At 62.5% G+C, this 18,590-nt stretch carries 19 protein-coding genes; 8 read left to right on the forward strand and 11 right to left on the reverse strand.

The window, feature by feature from the left end:
- Positions 1–6 precede the first annotated feature (6 nt).
- The 3 genes from ACKUG4_RS21340 to ACKUG4_RS21350 form a co-directional block, all read right to left on the reverse strand.
- Complete coding sequence (locus ACKUG4_RS21340) at positions 7–1,383, reverse strand: iron-containing redox enzyme family protein (protein ID WP_445434779.1); 1,377 nt, start codon at positions 1,381–1,383, stop codon at positions 7–9.
- 167 nt (positions 1,384–1,550) lie between these two features.
- On the reverse strand, positions 1,551–2,276 hold the full coding sequence (locus ACKUG4_RS21345; RefSeq protein WP_445434780.1) for a tellurite resistance TerB family protein: 726 nt from the start codon (positions 2,274–2,276) through the stop codon (positions 1,551–1,553).
- A gap of 92 nt (positions 2,277–2,368) precedes the next feature.
- Positions 2,369–3,103, reverse strand: a complete 735-nt coding sequence (locus tag ACKUG4_RS21350; RefSeq protein WP_236191393.1) for a GntR family transcriptional regulator — start codon at positions 3,101–3,103, stop codon at positions 2,369–2,371.
- Between the two features lie 117 nt (positions 3,104–3,220).
- Here ACKUG4_RS21350 and ACKUG4_RS21355 point away from each other — a divergent pair, with 117 nt between their 5' ends.
- From ACKUG4_RS21355 to pcsA, 3 genes are all read left to right on the forward strand, one after another.
- Positions 3,221–4,576 (forward strand): class-II fumarase/aspartase family protein, encoded by a 1,356-nt coding sequence (locus ACKUG4_RS21355; RefSeq protein ID WP_064595349.1) that lies wholly within the window; start codon positions 3,221–3,223, stop codon positions 4,574–4,576.
- 70 nt (positions 4,577–4,646) lie between these two features.
- Positions 4,647–5,948, forward strand: a complete 1,302-nt coding sequence (locus tag ACKUG4_RS21360; RefSeq protein ID WP_236191390.1) for a cation:dicarboxylate symporter family transporter — start codon at positions 4,647–4,649, stop codon at positions 5,946–5,948.
- Between the two features lie 190 nt (positions 5,949–6,138).
- The gene (pcsA, locus tag ACKUG4_RS21365; protein WP_236191388.1) at positions 6,139–6,861 is read left to right on the forward strand and encodes a phosphatidylcholine synthase; all 723 of its coding nucleotides are present in this window, start codon (positions 6,139–6,141) and stop codon (positions 6,859–6,861) included.
- 63 nt (positions 6,862–6,924) lie between these two features.
- On the opposite strand, the gene ACKUG4_RS21370 is transcribed toward pcsA, so the two are convergent.
- Together ACKUG4_RS21370 and ACKUG4_RS21375 are read right to left on the reverse strand one after the other, a co-directional pair.
- Positions 6,925–7,737, reverse strand: a complete 813-nt coding sequence (locus ACKUG4_RS21370; RefSeq protein WP_445434781.1) for a class I SAM-dependent methyltransferase — start codon at positions 7,735–7,737, stop codon at positions 6,925–6,927.
- Positions 7,738–7,769: 32 nt separating this feature from the next.
- Positions 7,770–8,042: a DUF4242 domain-containing protein gene (locus ACKUG4_RS21375; protein ID WP_064595343.1), complete on the reverse strand. Its 273-nt coding sequence runs from the start codon at positions 8,040–8,042 to the stop codon at positions 7,770–7,772.
- Between the two features lie 231 nt (positions 8,043–8,273).
- On the opposite strand from ACKUG4_RS21375, the gene ACKUG4_RS21380 reads away from it, so the two are divergent.
- Positions 8,274–8,735 carry a GNAT family N-acetyltransferase gene (locus tag ACKUG4_RS21380; RefSeq protein WP_236191387.1) on the forward strand — a complete coding sequence of 154 codons (462 nt, stop codon included), beginning with the start codon at positions 8,274–8,276 and terminating at the stop codon, positions 8,733–8,735.
- An 18-nt stretch (positions 8,736–8,753) separates the two neighbouring features.
- On the opposite strand, the gene ACKUG4_RS21385 is transcribed toward ACKUG4_RS21380, so the two are convergent.
- The 3 genes from ACKUG4_RS21385 to ACKUG4_RS21395 form a co-directional block, all read right to left on the reverse strand.
- Positions 8,754–9,968, reverse strand: a complete 1,215-nt coding sequence (locus ACKUG4_RS21385; RefSeq protein WP_085648853.1) for a cytochrome c biogenesis protein DipZ — start codon at positions 9,966–9,968, stop codon at positions 8,754–8,756.
- Positions 9,969–10,046: 78 nt separating this feature from the next.
- Complete coding sequence (locus ACKUG4_RS21390; RefSeq protein WP_445434782.1) at positions 10,047–10,385, reverse strand: hypothetical protein; 339 nt, start codon at positions 10,383–10,385, stop codon at positions 10,047–10,049.
- Positions 10,386–10,414: 29 nt separating this feature from the next.
- The gene (locus ACKUG4_RS21395; RefSeq protein WP_007956290.1) at positions 10,415–10,684 is read right to left on the reverse strand and encodes a DUF2790 domain-containing protein; all 270 of its coding nucleotides are present in this window, start codon (positions 10,682–10,684) and stop codon (positions 10,415–10,417) included.
- Between the two features lie 306 nt (positions 10,685–10,990).
- Here ACKUG4_RS21395 and ACKUG4_RS21400 point away from each other — a divergent pair, with 306 nt between their 5' ends.
- Both ACKUG4_RS21400 and ACKUG4_RS21405 read left to right on the forward strand, forming a co-directional pair.
- Complete coding sequence (locus tag ACKUG4_RS21400; RefSeq protein ID WP_011333526.1) at positions 10,991–11,731, forward strand: response regulator; 741 nt, start codon at positions 10,991–10,993, stop codon at positions 11,729–11,731.
- Complete coding sequence (locus tag ACKUG4_RS21405; RefSeq protein WP_064595335.1) at positions 11,728–13,035, forward strand: ATP-binding protein; 1,308 nt, start codon at positions 11,728–11,730, stop codon at positions 13,033–13,035. Before ACKUG4_RS21400 ends, ACKUG4_RS21405 begins: the two co-directional genes overlap by 4 nt.
- A 129-nt stretch (positions 13,036–13,164) precedes the next feature.
- On the opposite strand, the gene ACKUG4_RS21410 is transcribed toward ACKUG4_RS21405, so the two are convergent.
- The 3 genes from ACKUG4_RS21410 to ACKUG4_RS21420 all read right to left on the reverse strand — a co-directional run bounded on the left by ACKUG4_RS21410 (position 13,165) and on the right by ACKUG4_RS21420 (position 16,234).
- Positions 13,165–13,914: an HvfC family RiPP maturation protein gene (locus ACKUG4_RS21410; RefSeq protein WP_445434783.1), complete on the reverse strand. Its 750-nt coding sequence runs from the start codon at positions 13,912–13,914 to the stop codon at positions 13,165–13,167.
- Positions 13,907–14,746, reverse strand: a complete 840-nt coding sequence (locus ACKUG4_RS21415; RefSeq protein ID WP_445434784.1) for an HvfB family MNIO-type RiPP peptide maturase — start codon at positions 14,744–14,746, stop codon at positions 13,907–13,909. Before ACKUG4_RS21415 ends, ACKUG4_RS21410 begins: the two co-directional genes overlap by 8 nt.
- A 171-nt stretch (positions 14,747–14,917) precedes the next feature.
- Positions 14,918–16,234 (reverse strand): acetamidase/formamidase family protein, encoded by a 1,317-nt coding sequence (locus tag ACKUG4_RS21420; protein ID WP_236191377.1) that lies wholly within the window; start codon positions 16,232–16,234, stop codon positions 14,918–14,920.
- Between the two features lie 308 nt (positions 16,235–16,542).
- On the opposite strand from ACKUG4_RS21420, the gene ACKUG4_RS21425 reads away from it, so the two are divergent.
- Together ACKUG4_RS21425 and ACKUG4_RS21430 are read left to right on the forward strand one after the other, a co-directional pair.
- Positions 16,543–17,589: a class I SAM-dependent methyltransferase gene (locus tag ACKUG4_RS21425; protein ID WP_445434785.1), complete on the forward strand. Its 1,047-nt coding sequence runs from the start codon at positions 16,543–16,545 to the stop codon at positions 17,587–17,589.
- Between the two features lie 82 nt (positions 17,590–17,671).
- Positions 17,672–18,526 carry an NAD-dependent protein deacetylase gene (locus ACKUG4_RS21430; RefSeq protein WP_445434786.1) on the forward strand — a complete coding sequence of 285 codons (855 nt, stop codon included), beginning with the start codon at positions 17,672–17,674 and terminating at the stop codon, positions 18,524–18,526.
- Positions 18,527–18,590 lie beyond the last annotated feature (64 nt).

An 18,590-nucleotide genomic window follows, 5' to 3' on the forward strand; every position in this document is an offset into this window, starting at 1 on the left:
ATTTCCTTAACGCAGGCCGGATTTGAGTTGGATGAATTGGCGAGTGGCAAGCAGCCCGGCCGGATGCGCGTGCCGGGCCGGCGCGAGCCAGGGGATCAACGTTGCGAACCTGGTGTGTGCATCCTGCCCTTGCAGTGCCGCATTCAGGCGCTGCACATCGGGGTCCTGTTCGGGCACCTCGATCGGCGCAGGGACTGAGGGGCGGCGGCGGAATGCGACGGCTTTGTCCGCAGAAATCCAGTCACCGGCAATCCAGTCGTGCACCAGTTGTTTTTCATAGGCGCTGAACACGCCGAACATCGCCGCGCCATCGCCATCGATCAATTGCCAGAAGCGGCTGCCCTGTGGATCTTCGTGGCGCTTGATCCAGCCCTTGTCCTGCATGGCCTGCAGGAACCCGGACAGCTGCTGCGGATCGGCCAGCCACTGATTGACGGTCTTGCCTTCGAAGCGGCAATAGTCGGAGTGCATGTGTTGAGCGAACGGACACTTGCGTTCAAGCATCGCCAACAGTTCGCGCTCCAGCTCGAACCCCTCGATGATTGCGCGGCTGCCCTGTCCCAGGTCATTGAGCCGATAGCCCAGCGATACCCGGCGCAGGAAATCGCGGCGATCAGCCTCCAGAGGCAGCAGATCCAGAACGGCCTGCACGGCTTTTTGCGCATGGCCGGTGCTGGCATTGTCGATGGTCACGTGCAGAGTGAAGTAGTAAGGATCGATCCCCAGTTCACTGAGTTCGTAACTGCTGATCAACAGGTGCAGGGGCAGTTGCTCGTAGCCAAGGTTGTAACCGATCACCTCCGGCAAAAAATCCATGCCGCCGGCACCCAGGGCCAATTGCAGCGCGCCTTGCAGGTAGCGTTCGTCGGGCAGGGGACTGCTCGGCTCGAGGCCCTGTTCGGCGAGCAGCTGGCGGTAGATCACGACGTGGTTCTGGGCCGGATTGCCCTCGCCCAGTTCTTCCAGATAAGTGCTGATCAGGTTGCTGAAGCGCGGATCGCGCCACTGTCCGAGCAAGCCGTAGAGCCAGGCGCCATCGACCAGTTTGGTCGGCGCCACCGCTTGCAGGAAATACAGCGCATGAGCCTTGCAACTGAAGAACTGCCGCGCGCCTCCAGCCTTGCGTTGTTGCAGGTAGTCGGCGTATTGCCGGGCGACATCGGCACAGTGCTCGGCCACCCAGGCATGCCACTGCGCGGGGTCCGATGGCAGCTCATCTTCCAACTGCGCGGCTTGCAGCAGTTGATCTTCCAGAAAGGCGCGCGCCAGCGGCTGAGGATGTTCATCGGATAAAAGTGCTTCATGGATACGCCGCAACCCACCCAGAGAATCGAGCGGACGCGATGGGGCGGGGGCAGCTTGCAGGTGAGTCAGGACAGTCATGGCAATATTCTCGATCGATTGGCAGGACGCTCAGTCACTCGCCTCTAATGAAGCAGAGAGGCTTGGCGCGTCAAAAATTCAATCGGCTTGAAAATTGCCCTGACGGACGGAGCCTTCGGCTCGCTCCTTGCTTGAACGGAACGGTCGAAGGCTTTGAGAGGAGAGGGTCAGGCCGTGCCCTTGGCCTGCTGTTCGAGGTGAACCTGCAACTCGGGGTCGATCTGCAACGCCGCCGCCAGTTCATCCAGATAATTGCGCTCGGCGTCCTGCTGATCGTCCACCAGCATCACGCTGGCCAGGTACATCTCGGCGGCCATGGCTGGATCGTTCTGCGCCGCCTGCGCCACTTCGGTGGGATCCAGCGGTTTGGCGACCTCGTCGTCGAGCCATTGCTGCAGGTTCGGGTCATCGGTGTGCTTGCCGATTTCACTGCTGATGAGGTGTTTTTCCGACTCGTCGATCCGCCCGTCAGCCTTGGCCGCCGCGATCAACGCACGCAGAACGGCGTGGCTGTGCTCTTCGACTTGCGGGCCGGACAACAGGTCCGCAGTCTGCGGCGTTTGCTGCGGCGCGGCGGACGCCTGGCTGCGTTGCCAGGCTTGATACGCCTGGAAAGCCATCATGCCCAGCGAAGCCAGCGCCGCGTAATTGGTGCCGCCGGACCGACGCTGCGTGCCGCCACCCAGCGCCCCGCCACTGCCGAGCAATCCGCCAAGCAACCCGCCCAGGCCACCCAGCCCTCCGGCAGGAGAACCGCCGCCACTGCCGCCGCCCAGCAGACCGCCGAGCAACCCGCCAAGCCCACCCGCTCCCCCGCCGGCCGACGCGCCACCTTGTTGTCCCGCCGAGGCCTGGCCTCGCAGCAGTTGTTCGAGCAGATCGCTGGTGTTCATGACGTCGTCCTCAGGCAAAGGGGTATGACTGCGTCAGGCAACGATAGCCCTCCTGATGCGTTGCGCCAGCACCGTTGGGCTGACGCCGGGCATCAACCCGGACTCTTTTCCCGGCGCATCTGTGTCACCAGCGTGAAGCGGTCTTCGGGGTGCGTGGTTTCCGATACCACCATCAGGGCGCCGTCCTCGTCACGGTACTGGCGAATGATGTTCAGCCCCGGCGACCCGGCTTCGGCGTTGAGGCTTTTGGCGATCTCCGGACTCAGCAACACCGCGCGCACCTGCTGGTCGACTACGTCAATGTGCCGGCCGAAATGGCGCTCGATCAGGGCGGCGATCAGTTCGTCCGGATGCTGTTCAGCCAGCTCGATGACTTCGGCATAGGTTTCCTGCGCGTAGACGTCGGTCCAGCACAGCGGCGCCCGCCGGTTCTCCTCGTCGACGCGAATGCTCGACACGCAAAAATAATGCTCCCCCGGCTCCATGCCCAGGCGTCGGGCCTGGGCAATGTCGGCGACAAAACGGGAGACGTTCTGAATGCTGCGCATCTGGGTTTCCGCCAGGTGCACCAGGTCGGACACCGAGGCCAGCGACTGCGAGTACCCGCCCTTGGGCAAGATCGACTCGACGCGGGTGCCGACCCGCTTGCGCCGCGAGACCAGCCCCTGATTCTGCAACTGCGTAATGGCCGCCCGCACAGTATGCCGGCTCACGTCGTACAGCTCGCACAGTTCGAACTCGGTCGGCAGCAACGATCCGAGCGGATAGCGACCGCTGGAGATGCCCTCCATCAAATCTTTTGCAACGACCGCATAGCGCGTGTTCATACCTTTCATCAGTCCCGATGGTTAAGCGAGTTGACAGTGTATCAGCGAGGGCGCAAGAATTATGTACGGACATAATATATATGTCCGATCAATAACAAACATATTCAGGATTCCCTCATGTCCAGCACTGTCTTCGACTCCGCCCTGTTCCGCGACATGTTCGGCACCGCCGAGATGCGCAGCGTGTTTTCCGACCAAGCCCTGATCGAACGCTACATTGAAGTGGAAGTCGCCCTGGCCCGGGCCGAAGCGCGCTGCGGCGTGATCCCGGCGGCTGCCGCCGAGCAGATTGCCGAGCTGGCAACCTATGCCTCGCTCGATCTGGCACTGATGCAGCACGAGACCGAAATCGTCGGCTACCCGATCCTGCCGCTGGTGGAGCAGCTGTCGAAAACCTGCGGTGAAGCCGGCCGTTACGTGCACTGGGGCGCGACCACCCAGGACATCATGGACACTGCGGTCGTCCTGCAAGTCCGCGCTGCGCTGGCCATCGTCGAGCGCGACATTCAAGCGGTGCGCGGCTTGCTCGCCGACCTTGCCAAGCGCTATCGCGACACGCCGATGGCCGGCCGCACGCATTTGCAACACGCGCTGCCGATCACCTTCGGCTACAAGTGCGCGGTGTGGCTGAGCATGTTCGACCGCCACGCCGAACGTCTGGTGGAGCTGCGTCCACGGGTGGAAATCGGCCAGTTCGCCGGTGCGGCGGGCACCCTCGCCTCCCTTGGCGACAAAGGCCTGGAAGTGCAGGAAGCGCTGATGGCCGAACTGGGTCTGGGCGTGCCGCAAGCCACCTGGCACGTCGCCCGCGATGGTCTGGCGGAGACCCTGAACTTCCTCGGTCTGGTCACCGGCTCGCTGGGCAAGATTGCCCTCGACGTCATGATGATGATGACCAGCGAACTGGGCGAAGTGTACGAACCCTTCGTCAAGGGCCGTGGCGCCAGCAGCACCATGCCGCAAAAGCGCAATCCGATTTCCTGCGAGCTAATGTATGCCGCTGCCAAAGGCGTACGCCAGCAGGCGGGTCTGATGCTCGACGCGATGATTCAGGACTTCGAGCGCTCCACCGGCCCATGGCAAGCCGAATGGATCGCCATCCCGGAAGCCTTCGCGCTCAGCGCTGCCTCGCTGGGTCAGGCGAAATTCATGCTCGCTGGCCTCGAAGTGCGCACCGAGCGCATGCGTAAAAACCTCGACATGACCCAGGGCCTGATCGTCGCCGAAGCCGTAATGATGGGGCTGGCGCCGGCACTCGGTCGTCAGGTTGCGCATGACGTGGTCTACGCCGCCTGCCGCATGGCCAACGATCAGGGCACCAGCCTGCTCGACGCGCTGCTGGCCCAGGGTGAGGCCACCGCGCAACTGGATGTCGAGGAACTCAAGCGCCTGACCGATCCGGCCAACTACATCGGCCTTGCACCGCAGATGGTCGACATCGCCCTGGCGCGTGAGGGTTCGGTCAAACGCTGATCCTCACCGGGCTCGCCGCGCGCGAGCCCTCTGCCCATCGCTCGCCAATAACAACAACGAGACCGCAGACATGACCACCCCCGACAAGAAACCGCTGTACAAAGACCTGACCTTTCAGGTGATCGCCGCCATGCTGCTGGGGATTGCCTTCGGCTTCCTCGCACCGGAACTGGCGGCCAGCTTCAAGATTCTCGGCGACATCTTCCTCAAGCTGATCAAGACCGCCGTCGCCCCGCTGGTGTTTTTCACCGTGGTCCACGGCATCGCCTCGGCCGGCGACATCAAACGCGTGGGCAAAGTCGGCCTGCGTGCGTTGATCTACTTTGAAGTGGTATCGACCATCGCTCTGGCCATCGGCCTGCTCTGGGGCAACCTGCTGAATATCGGCTCCGGCATGCACGACGCTCACCCGAGCAGCGCCACTGCCGCAGCCGCCAGTGCCGCCGTCGCCAAGGGCAATGCCCCGGCGTCGACCATGGACTTCATCTACGGGATTTTCCCGGACAACTTCGTCGGCGCCTTTGCCGGCGGCCAATTGCTGCAAGTGCTGGTGATTTCGGTGCTGTTCGGCTTCGCCCTGTTGGCGCTGAAACCGGAACGCCGCAGCGTGATCGAGGATGGTCTGAGCCGGGTCTCGGAGTGCTTCTTCGAGTTCATCAACCTGATCATGAAGTTCGCCCCGCTCGGTGCGTTCGGTTCGGTGGCGTACGCGGTTGGCAGCAACGGCTCGGCGGTGCTGATGTCACTGGCCAATCTGGTGCTGATGTTTTACGTCGGCGTGGCGTTTTTCATCTTTGTCGTACTGGGTGCGGTCTGCCGTATTTCCGGGTTCAGCCTGTGGCGGTTCCTCAAGTACATCAAGGATGAGATTTTCATCGTACTCGGCACCGCTTCATCGGAAAGCGCCCTGCCGCGTCTGCTGCAAAAACTCGAGAAGTTCGGCTGCTCGAAACAGAGCGTCGGCCTGGTACTGCCCACCGGTTATGCCTTCAACCTCGACGGCACGTCCATTTACATGTCGTTGTGCGTACTGTTCATCGCCAATGCCTACGGTGTGCCGATGAGCTGGGAGCAACAACTGGGAACCATCGCGATCATGCTGGTGACCTCCAAAGGCGCGGCGGCGGTATCCGGTGGCAGCTTCGTGGTGTTTGCCGCGACCGTCACAGCGATTGGCGTCCTGCCGGTGGAAGGTCTGGCGCTGTTGTTCGGCGTCTACCGCTTCATGTCGATGGCCATCGCCACCTGCAACACCATCGGCAACAGCGTGGCCACAGTGGTGGTGTCGAAGTGGTCAGGCGAGTTCACCGAGCAGACCGCCAAGGCTGAATACAACCGGGTGTTCGGCCGCAACCCGGAAGCCGCGCTCTGACGGTTACCGATGTCACATAAAAATGCCCCGGCCCTGTCGGGGTATTTTTTTCAGGGCCAGCTAATCTTCAAGAATGGGTGAACCTTGACCCGGCCCGACCGGTCGATAGCTGCAACCCCGACCCGGTTGGTCGCCACCCTTGCTGCCCAAGGGTTTACGCGGCTTGCTGCACTTTCTGGAGAACGCCTTCGTGATATCGACCGTCCACATCGCCAGGCTCAAGGCCTGGGGCGCCCATGGTTTCACCGCGACCGGCGTGGTCACCGCTTTTCTGGCCACCCTTGCCCTGTTGGAAAACCAGCCGATCCACTGCCTGATGTGGCTGGGCGTGGCGCTGATCGTCGACGGCCTCGACGGAGCGCTGGCGCGCAAGGTCAACGTGCAGTCGGTGCTGCCGAGTTTCGACGGATCGATCCTCGATCTGGTGATCGACTACCTGACCTACGTGTTCATCCCGGCGCTGTTCATCTATCGCTACATTCCCCTGCCCGACTACACCCTGCTGCTGACCGTGTCGCTGATTCTGGTGTCGTCGCTGTTCTGCTTCTGCAACGTCAACATGAAGAGCAAGGACAACTACTTCGTCGGTTTCCCCGCTGCGTGGAACGTGGTTGCCTTGTGCCTGTACATCATTGATCCGGGGCCGTGGATCACCTTCCTCACGGTGATTGGCCTGGCGCTGCTGACCGTGACCCGCATGAAGTTCCTCCACCCGTTCCGGGTACGCCGGTTCATGCCGATCAACATTGCGGTGACGGCGATCTGGCTGTTGTGCAGCCTGTCGCTGGTGCTGAATCACCCGGTGATCAACCCGCTGGTGATGGGCTTGTGGTTGCTGGCGTCGGCATACTTCCTCGGCATCTGCATCTGGCGCACCGCGCTGGAGTGGTTTGACAGTGCGCATCTGAAATAGAAGCCCTGTCGCAATCCCTGCGGGATCGAGCAGGCTCGCTCCCACAGTTGTTTTGCATGACGCTCAGCGTTTGGTTATCACCACCTCCAGATACTCACTCGGCACCACCATCGATTCCGCCCCCGCCCGGTTCAGCCCGTCGATCAGTAGCGTCAGATCCGTCTCCAGCGCCTGCCCGCTCTCCGGCGGCAACGCCGCGAACGCCTTGTGTACCGGGCCGTACCAGTGGCGAAACACATCAATGAAATGCGCCGCCGAGCGATAGCGGAAGTTGAAGTGGCGCCGAGTCACCTGCAACTGAAACTGGCGATCGTCGAAATGCGAATGCAGCCAGGCTTCCGCGCCCCAGTTCGAGGGCGGTTGCGCAACGGGTGGCGGTGGCAGGTAGCGACCGAGGGTCTTGAACATCTGGCCGACGAAGCCTTCCGGCGTCCAGTTGGCCAGACCGATCCGTCCGCCACGGCGACAGACCCGCGCCAGCTCCTTGGCCGCCTTGGTCTGATCCGGGGCGAACATCACGCCGAAGGTCGACAGCACCGCATCGAAACTGGAATCGGCAAACGGCAGCGCTTCGGCATCGGCGACCTGAAAGGTCACCTCCAGATGCTCGGCGCGCGCCCGGTCCTGGCCGCGCTCCAGCAATGCCGCGACATAGTCGGTGGACGTCACCAGACAACCACGGCGTGCCGCCGCGAGCGTGGCATTGCCGTTGCCGGCGGCGACATCCAGCACTTCTTCATCGCAGCGCAGGTCGCAGGCTTCGGCGAGGGTTTCGCCGACGATTTGCAGCGTGGTGCCGATCACGGCGTAGTCGCCACTGGCCCAGGCGACTTTCTGGCGTTCCTTCAGGGCAGTGAGATCAATGGGGGTACTCATGAATGGGTGCTCCACGGCAGAAGGGTCAAGCGTCACTCGGCGGTCGTCGGGTCGATGATGCTCGTCACCCGGGACACGCTGTTGGCCGGAAATCCCCCTTGCCTTGCGTGTTCGCGCACCAGTTCCTCGTTGGGTGCGATGTACACGCAATAGATCTTGTCGGCAGTCACATAACTCTGCAGCCACTGCACCTCTGGCCCGAGTTCACGCAGCACGTTGCAGGACGTTTGCGATACGGCCTTGAGTTCTTGCTCCGATAGCTTTCCGGCTCCTGGAATCTCGCGTTCAATCACGAACTTCGGCATGGCAACCTCGCATTCTTTTTATGGATGTCAGAGCCGTTGGCGGCCCTGCTCGCCCACTATCGCGCGGGCGCTGTCCGGCGTCCCTGCCAATCGTCCGGAGAGCCCGTAAAACCGGGCATTGGCCGATGAATGGCGGGATTTTGTAAAGGCCCCGAAACACTGTCGGAGGGGTTGCCAGCGCACCGGCTGATCGGCTCTCATGCAGGCCATCTCCCGGAACGGAATTCGATCATGTCCTTGCGCTTCGAATGGCTCGCCGATCACCTGCAGCACAGCGACACTTACGCGGCGTGGATCCACCGCCAGTTTCACTACGAATATGCCGAGCAACCTTTGGCCGAATGGCAGCGCGAATTTGCCGAGGGCCAGACCAATGGCGACTGGCGTTGCCTGATTGCGCTGGACGGAGATCGACTGCTGGGCGGTGCGGCACTGGCCCGGGCGGATCTGGCCCTTCGACCGGATCTGGGGCCGTGGCTGGCCTGTGTGCTGGTCAGCCCCGAATCACGCGGTCAGGGTCTGGCAGCAAGGCTGATCGAGGGAATTGCTGAGGAGGCGAAAAAACGGGGCCTGCCGCGTTTCTATCTGCATACCCAGAGCAAACAGGACTATTACGCCAAACGCGGCTGGACGGTGCTGGAACGCTTTCATGCCTGGGGCAACGAACAATGGCTCATGGTGCGCGACCTGTGAGCCATTGAGTTTCGCGGTTTACGCAGCAGGCGCTTTGGCCTCTTTGAGCAGCTGCTGAATCATCTGCTCCTGCGCCTGGTAACTGCCTTCGCCAAAGTGGGTGTAACGCACCTGCCCCTTGGCGTCGACCAGATAATGCGCCGGCCAGTACTGGTTATCGAAGTTGCGCCAGATCGCGTAGTTGTTGTCGATGGCTACCGGGTAGGTGATGCCGAGCTTCTTCACCTGATCCTTGACGTTGTCGATGATCCGCTCATAGCCGTATTCCGGGGTGTGCACACCGATCACCACCAGGCCGTCCTTGCCGTACTTCTTCTCCCACTCTTTGACGTACGGCAGGGTGTGCTGGCAGTTGATGCAGTCATACGTCCAGAAGTCCACCAGCACCACTTTGCCGCGCAGGGACTCGGCTGTCAGTTCCGGCGAGTTCAGCCATTGCACCGCACCGGACAGCGACGGCATCGCGCCTTTGCCCGCCTCGTCTTCAGTCGAGTCTGCACGGACTTTGCTGACGAAGTAGTCCACCACTTTCGGCACGTTCTCCAGCACGCTTTTCTCGACCGATGCCACGCCTTGGGACGAGGTATTGGCCAGCAGCACGTTGTCGGTACCGGTGGCGATCACCGCCGCCGTCGCCAGCACCGCAACGCCCGCGCCGCGGCGGAACCAGCCAGTGAAAGGAATCGACGGTTTCAACCGATTAACCAGACCGCGACCGGCGAAGATCAGCGTCCCCAGCGACAACGCACTGCCCGCACCGTAGGCCAGCAGCAACAGGCTGGTCTGGGCGTTGGCGCCTTGCAGCATGGCGCCGGTGAGGATCACGCCGAGGATCGGACCGGCGCACGGCGCCCACAGCAGACCCGTGGCGACACCGATCATGATCGACGCCATGGGCCCGGTCTTTTTCCGGGCGTCGGGGTCGAGGCGATTGCCCAGCAGCACAAAGGGCCGCGCCAGCCAGTCACCGATGCGCGCGGAAATCAGCGACAGCGCAAACAGCACCATTACCGCCAGCGCAATGTGGCGACCGGTGTTGCTGGCCTCGATCACCCACTCGCTGCTGACCACCGCCAGGCTGGAGATCAGGGCAAAGGTCAGGGCCATGCCGCCGAGAGTCAGCAGGATCGAAGAACGGGTGCGGTCGGCTCCGGCGAACAGAAACGGCACCACCGGCAGAATGCACGGACTGAGGACAGTCAACAGACCGCCCAGGAAAGCGATGAGAAACATGAGGTTCACCTTTTGAATGAGGGGTGGTCTGTCGACTGGATCGGGGGCTGACCGTTACGGGCAGCCCCCCTTCAATCCTCAAGCCGTCTGGTTATCCAGCCATTGGCTTTGCGGCGTACGGCTGGCACCGTTCTCGGCCAGCGTCTGGCCTTGCGGCGTACGGCTGGAGCCGTCGGCGGCCAGTGTCTGGCCCTGTGGCGTGCGGCTGGAGCCGTCGGCAGCCAGTGTTTGGCCTTGTGGTGTGCGGCTGGCGCCGTCGGCGGCGATCAAACCTTCGCTGCCCGGCTTGTCCACCGGAGCCAGTTGGAAGCAGGTGCTGCTGCCACAGCTGTTCTGTTCGACGGCAGCGTTGGCGTGGGCCGCGACACCGGCGAGGGAGAAGGCAACAGCGGTCAGATAGCGCGATACGTTGTTCATGGCGATGTTCCTTTTATAGAGGTGGGTAATCAGTTGTCTTCGTTGCAGCCGTCGGCGAATTTGCGGTAGTCGAGCACTTGGGTCTTGCCGGCCGAGTCGAGGTAGGTCAGGCGGGCGTCGACGATGCCGCAGGTCATCGAGTTGTCCTGTTTCAGCGACACCACTTTCTGGATGTCCAGGTGGCTGCCGTATGAGTAGGTTTGCGGAGTGACATCGGCTTCGGCGCGGGCCGACAGGGTGCAGATGTTCAGAGCGGCAAACAGGCAAGCGGCGGCGATCGATTTGGTCTTGGTGTTCATGGCGTTTTCCTCGGGGCTTCAATGGTTGAATCGTTGAGTGGGCCGAGGCGTTCTGTGTGTGCCTCGATGGAGCTCATTTAAAGCTCGCGAGGTATCGCGCATGTGTCGGCAAATGCCGTGTATAAATCGCTACGTATCCGCGCGCGCCCGGGATACACAGCGATACAAAACCCTGTAAAAATCCGCTTTTTGCGTCGGTGTGTATCCGTCACAGCGCTGGATACACTGCAATACAAAGGCAGGCAGGCGGCCTCGCGCAGGCTCGATAGACTGCCCGGCAATCCCCTTTGATTGAGGTTTGGCCCCATGGAACATGTCGATCACATCCTGATCGTCGACGACGACCGCGAGATTCGCGAACTGGTCGGCAATTACCTGAAGAAAAACGGCCTGCGCACCACGGTGGTTGCCGATGGCCGGCAGATGCGCAGTTTTCTGGAAGCCAACACCGTCGACCTGATCGTGCTGGACATCATGATGCCCGGCGACGACGGCCTGCTGCTGTGCCGCGAATTGCGCTCGGGCAAACACAAGGCCACGCCGATCCTGATGCTCACCGCGCGCAATGATGAAACCGACCGCATCCTCGGCCTGGAAATGGGCGCCGACGACTACCTGACCAAACCCTTCGCCGCCCGCGAGCTGCTGGCGCGGATCAATGCCGTGCTGCGGCGCACCCGGATGCTGCCGCCGAACCTGGTGGTGACCGAAAGCGGCCGGCTGCTGGCGTTCGGTCGCTGGCAGCTCGACACCTCCGCCCGGCATCTGCTGGACAAGGACGGCACCATGGTCGCGCTCAGTGGCGCGGAATACCGTCTGTTGCGCGTGTTCCTCGACCATCCGCAACGGGTGTTGAGCCGCGATCAATTGCTGAATCTGACCCAGGGCCGCGACGCCGATCTGTTCGACCGCTCCATCGATCTGCTGGTCAGCCGTCTGCGCCAGCGCCTGCTGGATGACGCCCGTGAACCGGCCTACATCAAGACCGTGCGCAGCGAAGGCTATGTGTTCTCGCTGCCGGTCGAAGTCCTCGGAGCCCCCGCATGAATGTCGCCCTGCGCTGGCCGCGCACCCTCGCCTCCCGTTTGTCGCTGATTTTCCTGATCGGGTTGATCCTCGCTCAGGCGCTGTCGTTCGGCGCGCAGTATTACGAGCGCTACGAAAGCGCGAAAAACACCATGCTCGGCAACCTCGAAACCGACGTTTCGACCTCGATTGCCATCCTCGACCGACTGCCCGCCGAAGAACGCCCGATGTGGCTCAAACGCCTGGCTCGCAAGAATTACGGCTATCTGCTGAGCGAAGGCGAACCGGGCACACCGCTGGATCCGCAGGACGTGCCGATTGCCGTCACCTCGATTACCGATGCAATTGGCGAGGCCTATCCGCTGACGTTCACCGATATTCCCGGCCCGAAAAAACACTTTCAGGGCCACCTGCGCCTGAGCGACGGCAGCCCGGTGACCATCGATGTGCGCCCGTCGATGGTGCCGCTGTCGCCATGGCTGCCGGTCGTATTGCTCGGGCAACTGGCGCTGATGCTTGCCTGCACCTGGCTGGCGGTACGCATCGCCATCCGCCCCCTCACCCGCCTCGCCAACGCCGTGGAAACCCTCGACCCCAACGCCCACCCGATCAACCTCGACGAAAAAGGCCCGAACGAAGTGGCCTACGCCGCCCGCGCCTTCAACTCGATGCAGGCGCGCATCGCCGCGTACCTGAAAGAGCGCATGCAACTGCTCGCGGCAATCTCCCACGACCTGCAAACCCCGATCACCCGCATGAAACTGCGGGCGGAGTTCATGGACGACTCGGCCGAGAAAGACAAACTGTGGAACGACCTCGGCGAGATGGAACATCTGGTGCGCGAAGGTGTGGCCTATGCCCGCAGCATCCACGGCTCGACCGAGGAAAGCCGACGAACCAATCTGGATTCGTTCCTCGACAGCCTGGTGTTCGACTATCAGGACATGGGCAAGGAAGTGCAATTGAGCGGCAAGAGTGAGGCGGTCATCGACACCCGCCCCCACGCCTTGCGCCGGGTGCTGGTCAACCTGACCGACAACGCGCTGAAGTTTGCCGGCGCGGCCGAGCTGCTGATTCAACGCGACAAGAGCAGTCTGTCGATCAAGGTCATGGATCGCGGCCCGGGCATCGCCGAAGAAGAGCTGGCCCAGGTGATGGAGCCGTTCTACCGCGTGGAAAACTCGCGCAACCGCAGCACCGGCGGCACCGGGCTGGGGCTGGCGATTGCCCAGCAACTGGCGCTGGCGCTGGGCGGTTCGCTGACGCTGAGCAATCGTGACGGTGGCGGGTTGTGTGCGGAGCTGAAATTGCCGCTACACACCTAAAGCAAACATAAATTCCTGTGGGAGCGAGCCTGCTCGCGATGGCGTCAGTCCAGACAACTTCTTCATTGGCTGGCAGACCGTCATCGCGAGCAGGCTCGCTCCCACATGTGATTTGTCGTGTTTGTGAGATCAGGTAATGCCTAACACACCGTCCTCATGCATCTGCCGCAACAACGCCAAACCACTGTCCATGAACGATGCCGTTACCGGCAAACCCGCCTCCATCGCCAGCCCTTCCAGTTGTTCACGACCGTTCAGCGCAGGGAACTCGCCAATGCGCTGCAACAACCGCCAGGCCAACGGGCTCAGCTCGGAAAACTTCACACTGAAATCTACCGCACGCCTTACCAGCAACAACGTTGGCTGGGCCGGTGGTGTAGACGGTTGATGATCCGGCCCGAGCATCTGCACCGGCCAGGTGTACGCCAACGGCCAGGCCAGTGCCGAAACCTGCAACGGCCGCTCCAGCAACTGCGCCGGATCGCTCGCAGGCAAAGGTTCGGCGTCGGACTGCTGCAACACCATTTCCACCCACTCGTAATGCGCCAGCTCCACCAGGAACGCCGGCCAGTCACCCTCGCTCAACACGGCTGGTTCCGAGGCGAGGTAACCGACAAACTCCTCGGCGATCTCGCCGAATTTCGGCGTCTGCGCGCGATAGTCCCGCAGGAAGCCACGAATCAATGTTCGCCAGCGTTCCTGGCCGATGATCCGGATCAGCACCGGAAATGTGCTGCCCAGCAGTTGCGAGACGTTGTTGAACACCAGGTCGCGATAGACATTGACCCGCGCCGCGTTCATGTCGGCCGGTGGCGCTTCATGTTCTGGATCGCGCAAATAGCGGGTCAGGGCCTGTTGTTGCCGCAGAAGACTATCCACGCTGGCCTCCTTCGGTTTGCAGGCGGCGGATGGTTTGCAGCTCGGCCACCAGTTCAGAAAACGCGGGGAAATTGAAATCCCGCTCCAGCAACGTCGGCTGCGCGCCGAATCGGGCATAGGCGTCGGCCAGCAACGACCAGACCACCGGTTTGACCGAGGCGCCATGGGTGTCGATCTTCAGCGTGTCGGACTCGTCAAAGTGCCCAGCCACGTGCATGCCAACCACCCGGCCCGGCTCGATGGCGGCCAGGAACGTCTGCGGGTCGAAACCGTGGTTGATCGAGTTGACGTAGACGTTGTTGACGTCCAGCAACAGGTCGCAATCGGCCTCGCGCAGCACAGCGTTGGTGAAGGTCACTTCGTCCATGTCCTGCCGGGGCGCGGCGTAGTAGGAAACGTTTTCCACCGCCAGGCGCCGGCCGAGAATGTCCTGGGCCTGGCGGATCCGTGCGGCGACGTGGTGCACCGCCTCTTCGGTGAACGGCAACGGCAGCAGGTCATAGAGATGACCGTCGTCGCTGCAATAGCTCAGGTGTTCGCTATACAGCGGCACTTTGTGATGATCGAGAAAGGTTCGCACTTCCCGGAGAAAGCCCACGTCCAGCGGCGTCGAGCCACCGAGCGACAACGACAATCCGTGGCAGGACAACGGATATCGCTCGGCCAGCTCGCGCAACGCGGCGCCATGGGCACCGCCGACGCCGATCCAGTTTTCCGGCGCCACTTCGAGAAAGTCGAAATCGCCGGTGCGCGCGGCTTGCAGGTCTTTCATCAGGCCGCGACGCAAGCCGAGCCCGACGCTGGCCTGCAAGGTGGGGTGGGGAATCTGCATGGGCAAGATCTCTGCTGAGGAGTCGCCGGGCGTGGCGACTGACAGGCTCAGTTAAACCGGCGGGTGTATCGCGGCTGTGTGGGCAATGCGCGGGAAGTGGCGGGTTTTGTATCGGCGGCGGGTCTGTACACAGTGGGATACAGACCCGCTGCCGTCTTGGTGAGCGGCGAGTTACGCGAGGTCGTACTTCTCGCGGACCAGGTCGCCAATGCCGAGGCGATCGAGCACGTCCATCGGGCACAGGAACGTTACCCGCACCGTGCCAGGCAAACGGCTGATGTCGATCGAACCGTTGATGGTCGCGCGGTTGAGCACTTCATCGTATGGCAGGCCGGTGACGGCGGCGGCCCGTTGCAGGCCGTTCTCCACCGCGACGTTGAGGTTTTCGCCGCTGCCGATGAAGGTGATCGGCCCGGTGGCCTGAATGTCGTGCTGACCCCAACGGGCGCCGAGCTCGCGGACATGGCGCAGTTGCTCGGCGTTCATCGGCCGGGCCATCGGCGGCAGATCATCGAGGTTCTGCAACAGGATCGGCCCTTCCAGGCTCAGGCCCTTGACCACGTGCACCTGCACTTCGGTTTCCCCCGAGCAATCGGTGGCGTGGCCGGCGATTTCGCCGTTGCCCTGCTGCGCGTGCATGTCGCCCATGTACACCCCGGCGCCCGGCACCTTGACCGGACAGATCAGCACGCAACCCTCGCGGATCGAGTTGGTGTCCATGTGGCCGTCGGTCTTGGCCGCGTGCAGTTCTTCGCGGGTCATGCCGAAGCGGTGCGGGGCGCCAATCAGGTACTGGCCGAAATCGGCGCAGTTGTGCGAGTCCGGCAGATCCCGCGACGGAGTGGTGCCGATGTTGCCGAGAAACGGCCGCATGTGCGCCGCCACGCCGGGCATGTCGGCGCGGGCCAGGGACAGTATCGAGTGCTGCGCCGCCATTTCCGGCAATGCGGACATTTGCGACGCCTTGCCGGCCAGTCGATCCGCCACCTCCTGATTGACCGTCAGGCTGACCTGGTGCTCGGCGTCGAACACGATCACGTAACCGTGGCTGAAGCGAAACGCACTGACTTCGGCGCCGCAATGGTTGCAGCGAATCGCCTCCTCGCCGATCCCCTCCACATGGCTCGCCGGGTGTTCGGTGCCGCACTGGCTGCAGTATTTGGCGACGAACGGATCGCCGTGATATCGCCCTTCAACAAAACTCATCACTCCTGACGACGTGGCGTGGGACGTGACCTGCATGCGTTTGATCTTGATCGCTACCGCATCGCCGACCTCGGCGCCTTCGATGTACACCGGTTGCGTCACTTCATGGCCGCCCTCGAATGACGGCGTGATCATCGGCCCCCAGCACCCCGGCGGCGTCCCCGTGACCAGCGTGCCGCCGTCGGCCAGCGGGCCGCGCATCGTCTGGCCTGGGCCGATCAGGCCGTTGGTGTACTGGTTGACGTGCAGCCGTTCGACGGACAGCTGAATGGGAGCGCTCATGGAAATCACCTCGTTGGCAGGCTGGGCGGCTCAGTTCAACGCAGGTTTGTATCGGCGCTGTGTCCGGCCAACGCTGCAATGGTCGGTCTGTGTATCCACGCACCGTCGCGATACACAACGATACAAGCCTCGAAATCCACGCAGCCCGCTCCCACCGGCGCCAACAGCGGCTAGACTCAATCAGTACCCAGTCGAGGGGGACGCAGGACAGCAGTGTCGCCCTGCCCGTTTCCACGACCACCGCCCGGTGGTGAATACCTCGACCCCCAACGCCACCGGACTGTGATCCTGTCAATGGAGCACATGAAATGGACGAGGCCAGACTCAACGAATTCATGGGCAAACTGGTCAACGACATGGGCGGCGCGGCGATGCTGGCCAATGTCATTGTCGGCGAAGAACTCGGCCTCTATCGGGCAATGGCCGACAGTCAGCCGATCAGCCCTGAATCCCTCGCTGCAAAAACCACCTGCAACCCGCGACTGGTGCGCGAATGGCTGAGCGCCCATGCGGCGTCCGGCTACATGGAACACCTCGACGGCAAATTCCGTCTGCCGGAAGAACAGGCGCTGGCCCTGGCCAAGGAAGACTCGCCAGTGTACGTGGCCGGCGGGCTTGGCGTGGTGGCGTCGTTTTTCCATGACAAGGACAAACTGGTCAAAGCCATGCGCGGCAACGGCGCCCTGCCCTGGGGCGATCACCATCCGTGCATGTTCACCGGCACCGAGCGCTTCTTCCGCCCCGGCTACAAGGGGCATTTGATCGCCGAGTGGCTGCCGGCGCTGGACGGCGTGGTGGCCAAACTCGAAGCAGGCGCCAAAGTCGCCGACATCGGCTGCGGTCACGGTGCATCCACGGTAATCATGGCCCAGGCCTATCCCAACTCGCGATTCGTCGGCTACGACTATCACGCGCCTTCGATCACCGTCGCCACCCAACGGGCCGAAGAAGGCGGCGTCAGCAGTAGCGCGCGGTTCTTCCAGGGCACGGCGAAAAGCTACCCCGGCGATGACTATGACCTGATCTGCTATTTCGACTGCCTGCACGACATGGGCGATCCGGTCGGCGCTGCCAAACACGCCTTTGAATCCCTGAAAGACGACGGCACGGTGCTGCTGGTCGAGCCGTTTGCCAACGACACCCTGGACGAAAACATCACACCGGTCGGGCGCTTGTTTTATGCAGCGTCAACGTTCATCTGCACACCAAATTCGCTGTCCCAGGAAGTGGGCCTCGGCCTCGGTGCGCAGGCCGGCGAGTTGCGCCTGCGCAAGGTATTTACCGAAGCGGGCTTCAAACACTTCCGACGGGCGACGCAGACGCCGTTCAACCTGATCCTGGAGGCACGCAAGTAACCGCCGGGCAGCGGACGCCTCTGAAAAGAGGCGTCTGTCGGTGCTAACCTGCAAGGCACTTACCGCCTGCGGAGCGCTGATCATGCTCGACCGTCCCCTCCCCGACCCGCTCGACTCTCTTCAACAAATCATGGCCGATGGCGACTTTATTGTGCTGACCGGCGCCGGCATCAGTACGCCGTCGGGCATTCCGGACTACCGCGACAGCGACGGCGTACGCCGTGGCCGGCAGCCGATGATGTACCAGGAATTCCTCGCCGCCCCGGAGTCGCGTCGGCGCTATTGGGCCCGGGCCATGCTCGGCTGGCCGCGTGTACGTCAGGCGCAGCCGAACGCCGCCCATGAGGCGCTGGCCAGTCTGCAAAGCCACGGCCGGATCGGCGGCCTGATTACCCAGAATGTCGACACCCTGCACGATCAGGCCGGCAGTCACGACGTCATCGAACTGCACGGCAGCCTGCACCGGGTGTTGTGCCTGGATTGCGGGCAGCGCAGCGAGCGGGATTCGATTCAGCAATTGATGGAAACGCAGAACCCGTATCTGGCGGGCGTCGATGCCGTGCAGGCACCGGACGGCGACACCCTGCTCGACCCGGCTTTCGAGGCGCGCTTTCAGGTGCCGCATTGCCCGCATTGCGCAGGCGAGCGGATGAAACCGGACGTGGTGTTTTTTGGGGAGAACGTGGCGCAGCCGACAGCGGCGCGGGCCATGGCGCTGGCGGAAAATGCCGCCGGGATGCTGGTGGTGGGTTCGTCGTTGATGGCGTATTCGGCGTTTCGCCTGTGCCGGGTGATTGCGGATCGGGGCAAGCCGCTGATTGCGATCAATCTGGGGAAGACGCGGGCGGATGAGTTGCTGGATTTGAAGATTGAGGGCTCTTGTGAGGCGTTGTTGCCGCTGTTGGCGGCAGGCTTGAGATCCTCGCCCTCACTGTAGAGACCGGTACATCCTTTACACATTAGACCGGGGACATCGTTTACACCTTTTACAGGCTTGATAC

This window comes from Candidatus Pseudomonas auctus (assembly GCF_048654275.1).
Lineage (GTDB): Bacteria > Pseudomonadota > Gammaproteobacteria > Pseudomonadales > Pseudomonadaceae > Aquipseudomonas > Aquipseudomonas pharyngis.

Coding starts and splice junctions, on each gene's coding strand:
- ACKUG4_RS21390 (WP_445434782.1), bottom strand. CDS start 10,385: ATGAACAACGTATCGCGCTATCTGACCGCTGTTGCCTTCTCCCTCGCC.
- ACKUG4_RS21370 (WP_445434781.1), bottom strand. CDS start 7,737: ATGAGTACCCCCATTGATCTCACTGCCCTGAAGGAACGCCAGAAAGTC.
- ACKUG4_RS21350 (WP_236191393.1), bottom strand. CDS start 3,103: ATGAACACGCGCTATGCGGTCGTTGCAAAAGATTTGATGGAGGGCATC.
- ACKUG4_RS21380 (WP_236191387.1), top strand. CDS start 8,274: ATGTCCTTGCGCTTCGAATGGCTCGCCGATCACCTGCAGCACAGCGAC.
- ACKUG4_RS21415 (WP_445434784.1), bottom strand. CDS start 14,746: ATGCAGATTCCCCACCCCACCTTGCAGGCCAGCGTCGGGCTCGGCTTG.
- ACKUG4_RS21355 (WP_064595349.1), top strand. CDS start 3,221: ATGTCCAGCACTGTCTTCGACTCCGCCCTGTTCCGCGACATGTTCGGC.
- ACKUG4_RS21420 (WP_236191377.1), bottom strand. CDS start 16,234: ATGAGCGCTCCCATTCAGCTGTCCGTCGAACGGCTGCACGTCAACCAG.
- ACKUG4_RS21360 (WP_236191390.1), top strand. CDS start 4,647: ATGACCACCCCCGACAAGAAACCGCTGTACAAAGACCTGACCTTTCAG.
- ACKUG4_RS21385 (WP_085648853.1), bottom strand. CDS start 9,968: ATGTTTCTCATCGCTTTCCTGGGCGGTCTGTTGACTGTCCTCAGTCCG.
- ACKUG4_RS21430 (WP_445434786.1), top strand. CDS start 17,672: ATGCTCGACCGTCCCCTCCCCGACCCGCTCGACTCTCTTCAACAAATC.
- ACKUG4_RS21405 (WP_064595335.1), top strand. CDS start 11,728: ATGAATGTCGCCCTGCGCTGGCCGCGCACCCTCGCCTCCCGTTTGTCG.
- ACKUG4_RS21425 (WP_445434785.1), top strand. CDS start 16,543: ATGGACGAGGCCAGACTCAACGAATTCATGGGCAAACTGGTCAACGAC.
- ACKUG4_RS21340 (WP_445434779.1), bottom strand. CDS start 1,383: ATGACTGTCCTGACTCACCTGCAAGCTGCCCCCGCCCCATCGCGTCCG.
- ACKUG4_RS21400 (WP_011333526.1), top strand. CDS start 10,991: ATGGAACATGTCGATCACATCCTGATCGTCGACGACGACCGCGAGATT.
- ACKUG4_RS21345 (WP_445434780.1), bottom strand. CDS start 2,276: ATGAACACCAGCGATCTGCTCGAACAACTGCTGCGAGGCCAGGCCTCG.
- ACKUG4_RS21375 (WP_064595343.1), bottom strand. CDS start 8,042: ATGCCGAAGTTCGTGATTGAACGCGAGATTCCAGGAGCCGGAAAGCTA.
- ACKUG4_RS21395 (WP_007956290.1), bottom strand. CDS start 10,684: ATGAACACCAAGACCAAATCGATCGCCGCCGCTTGCCTGTTTGCCGCT.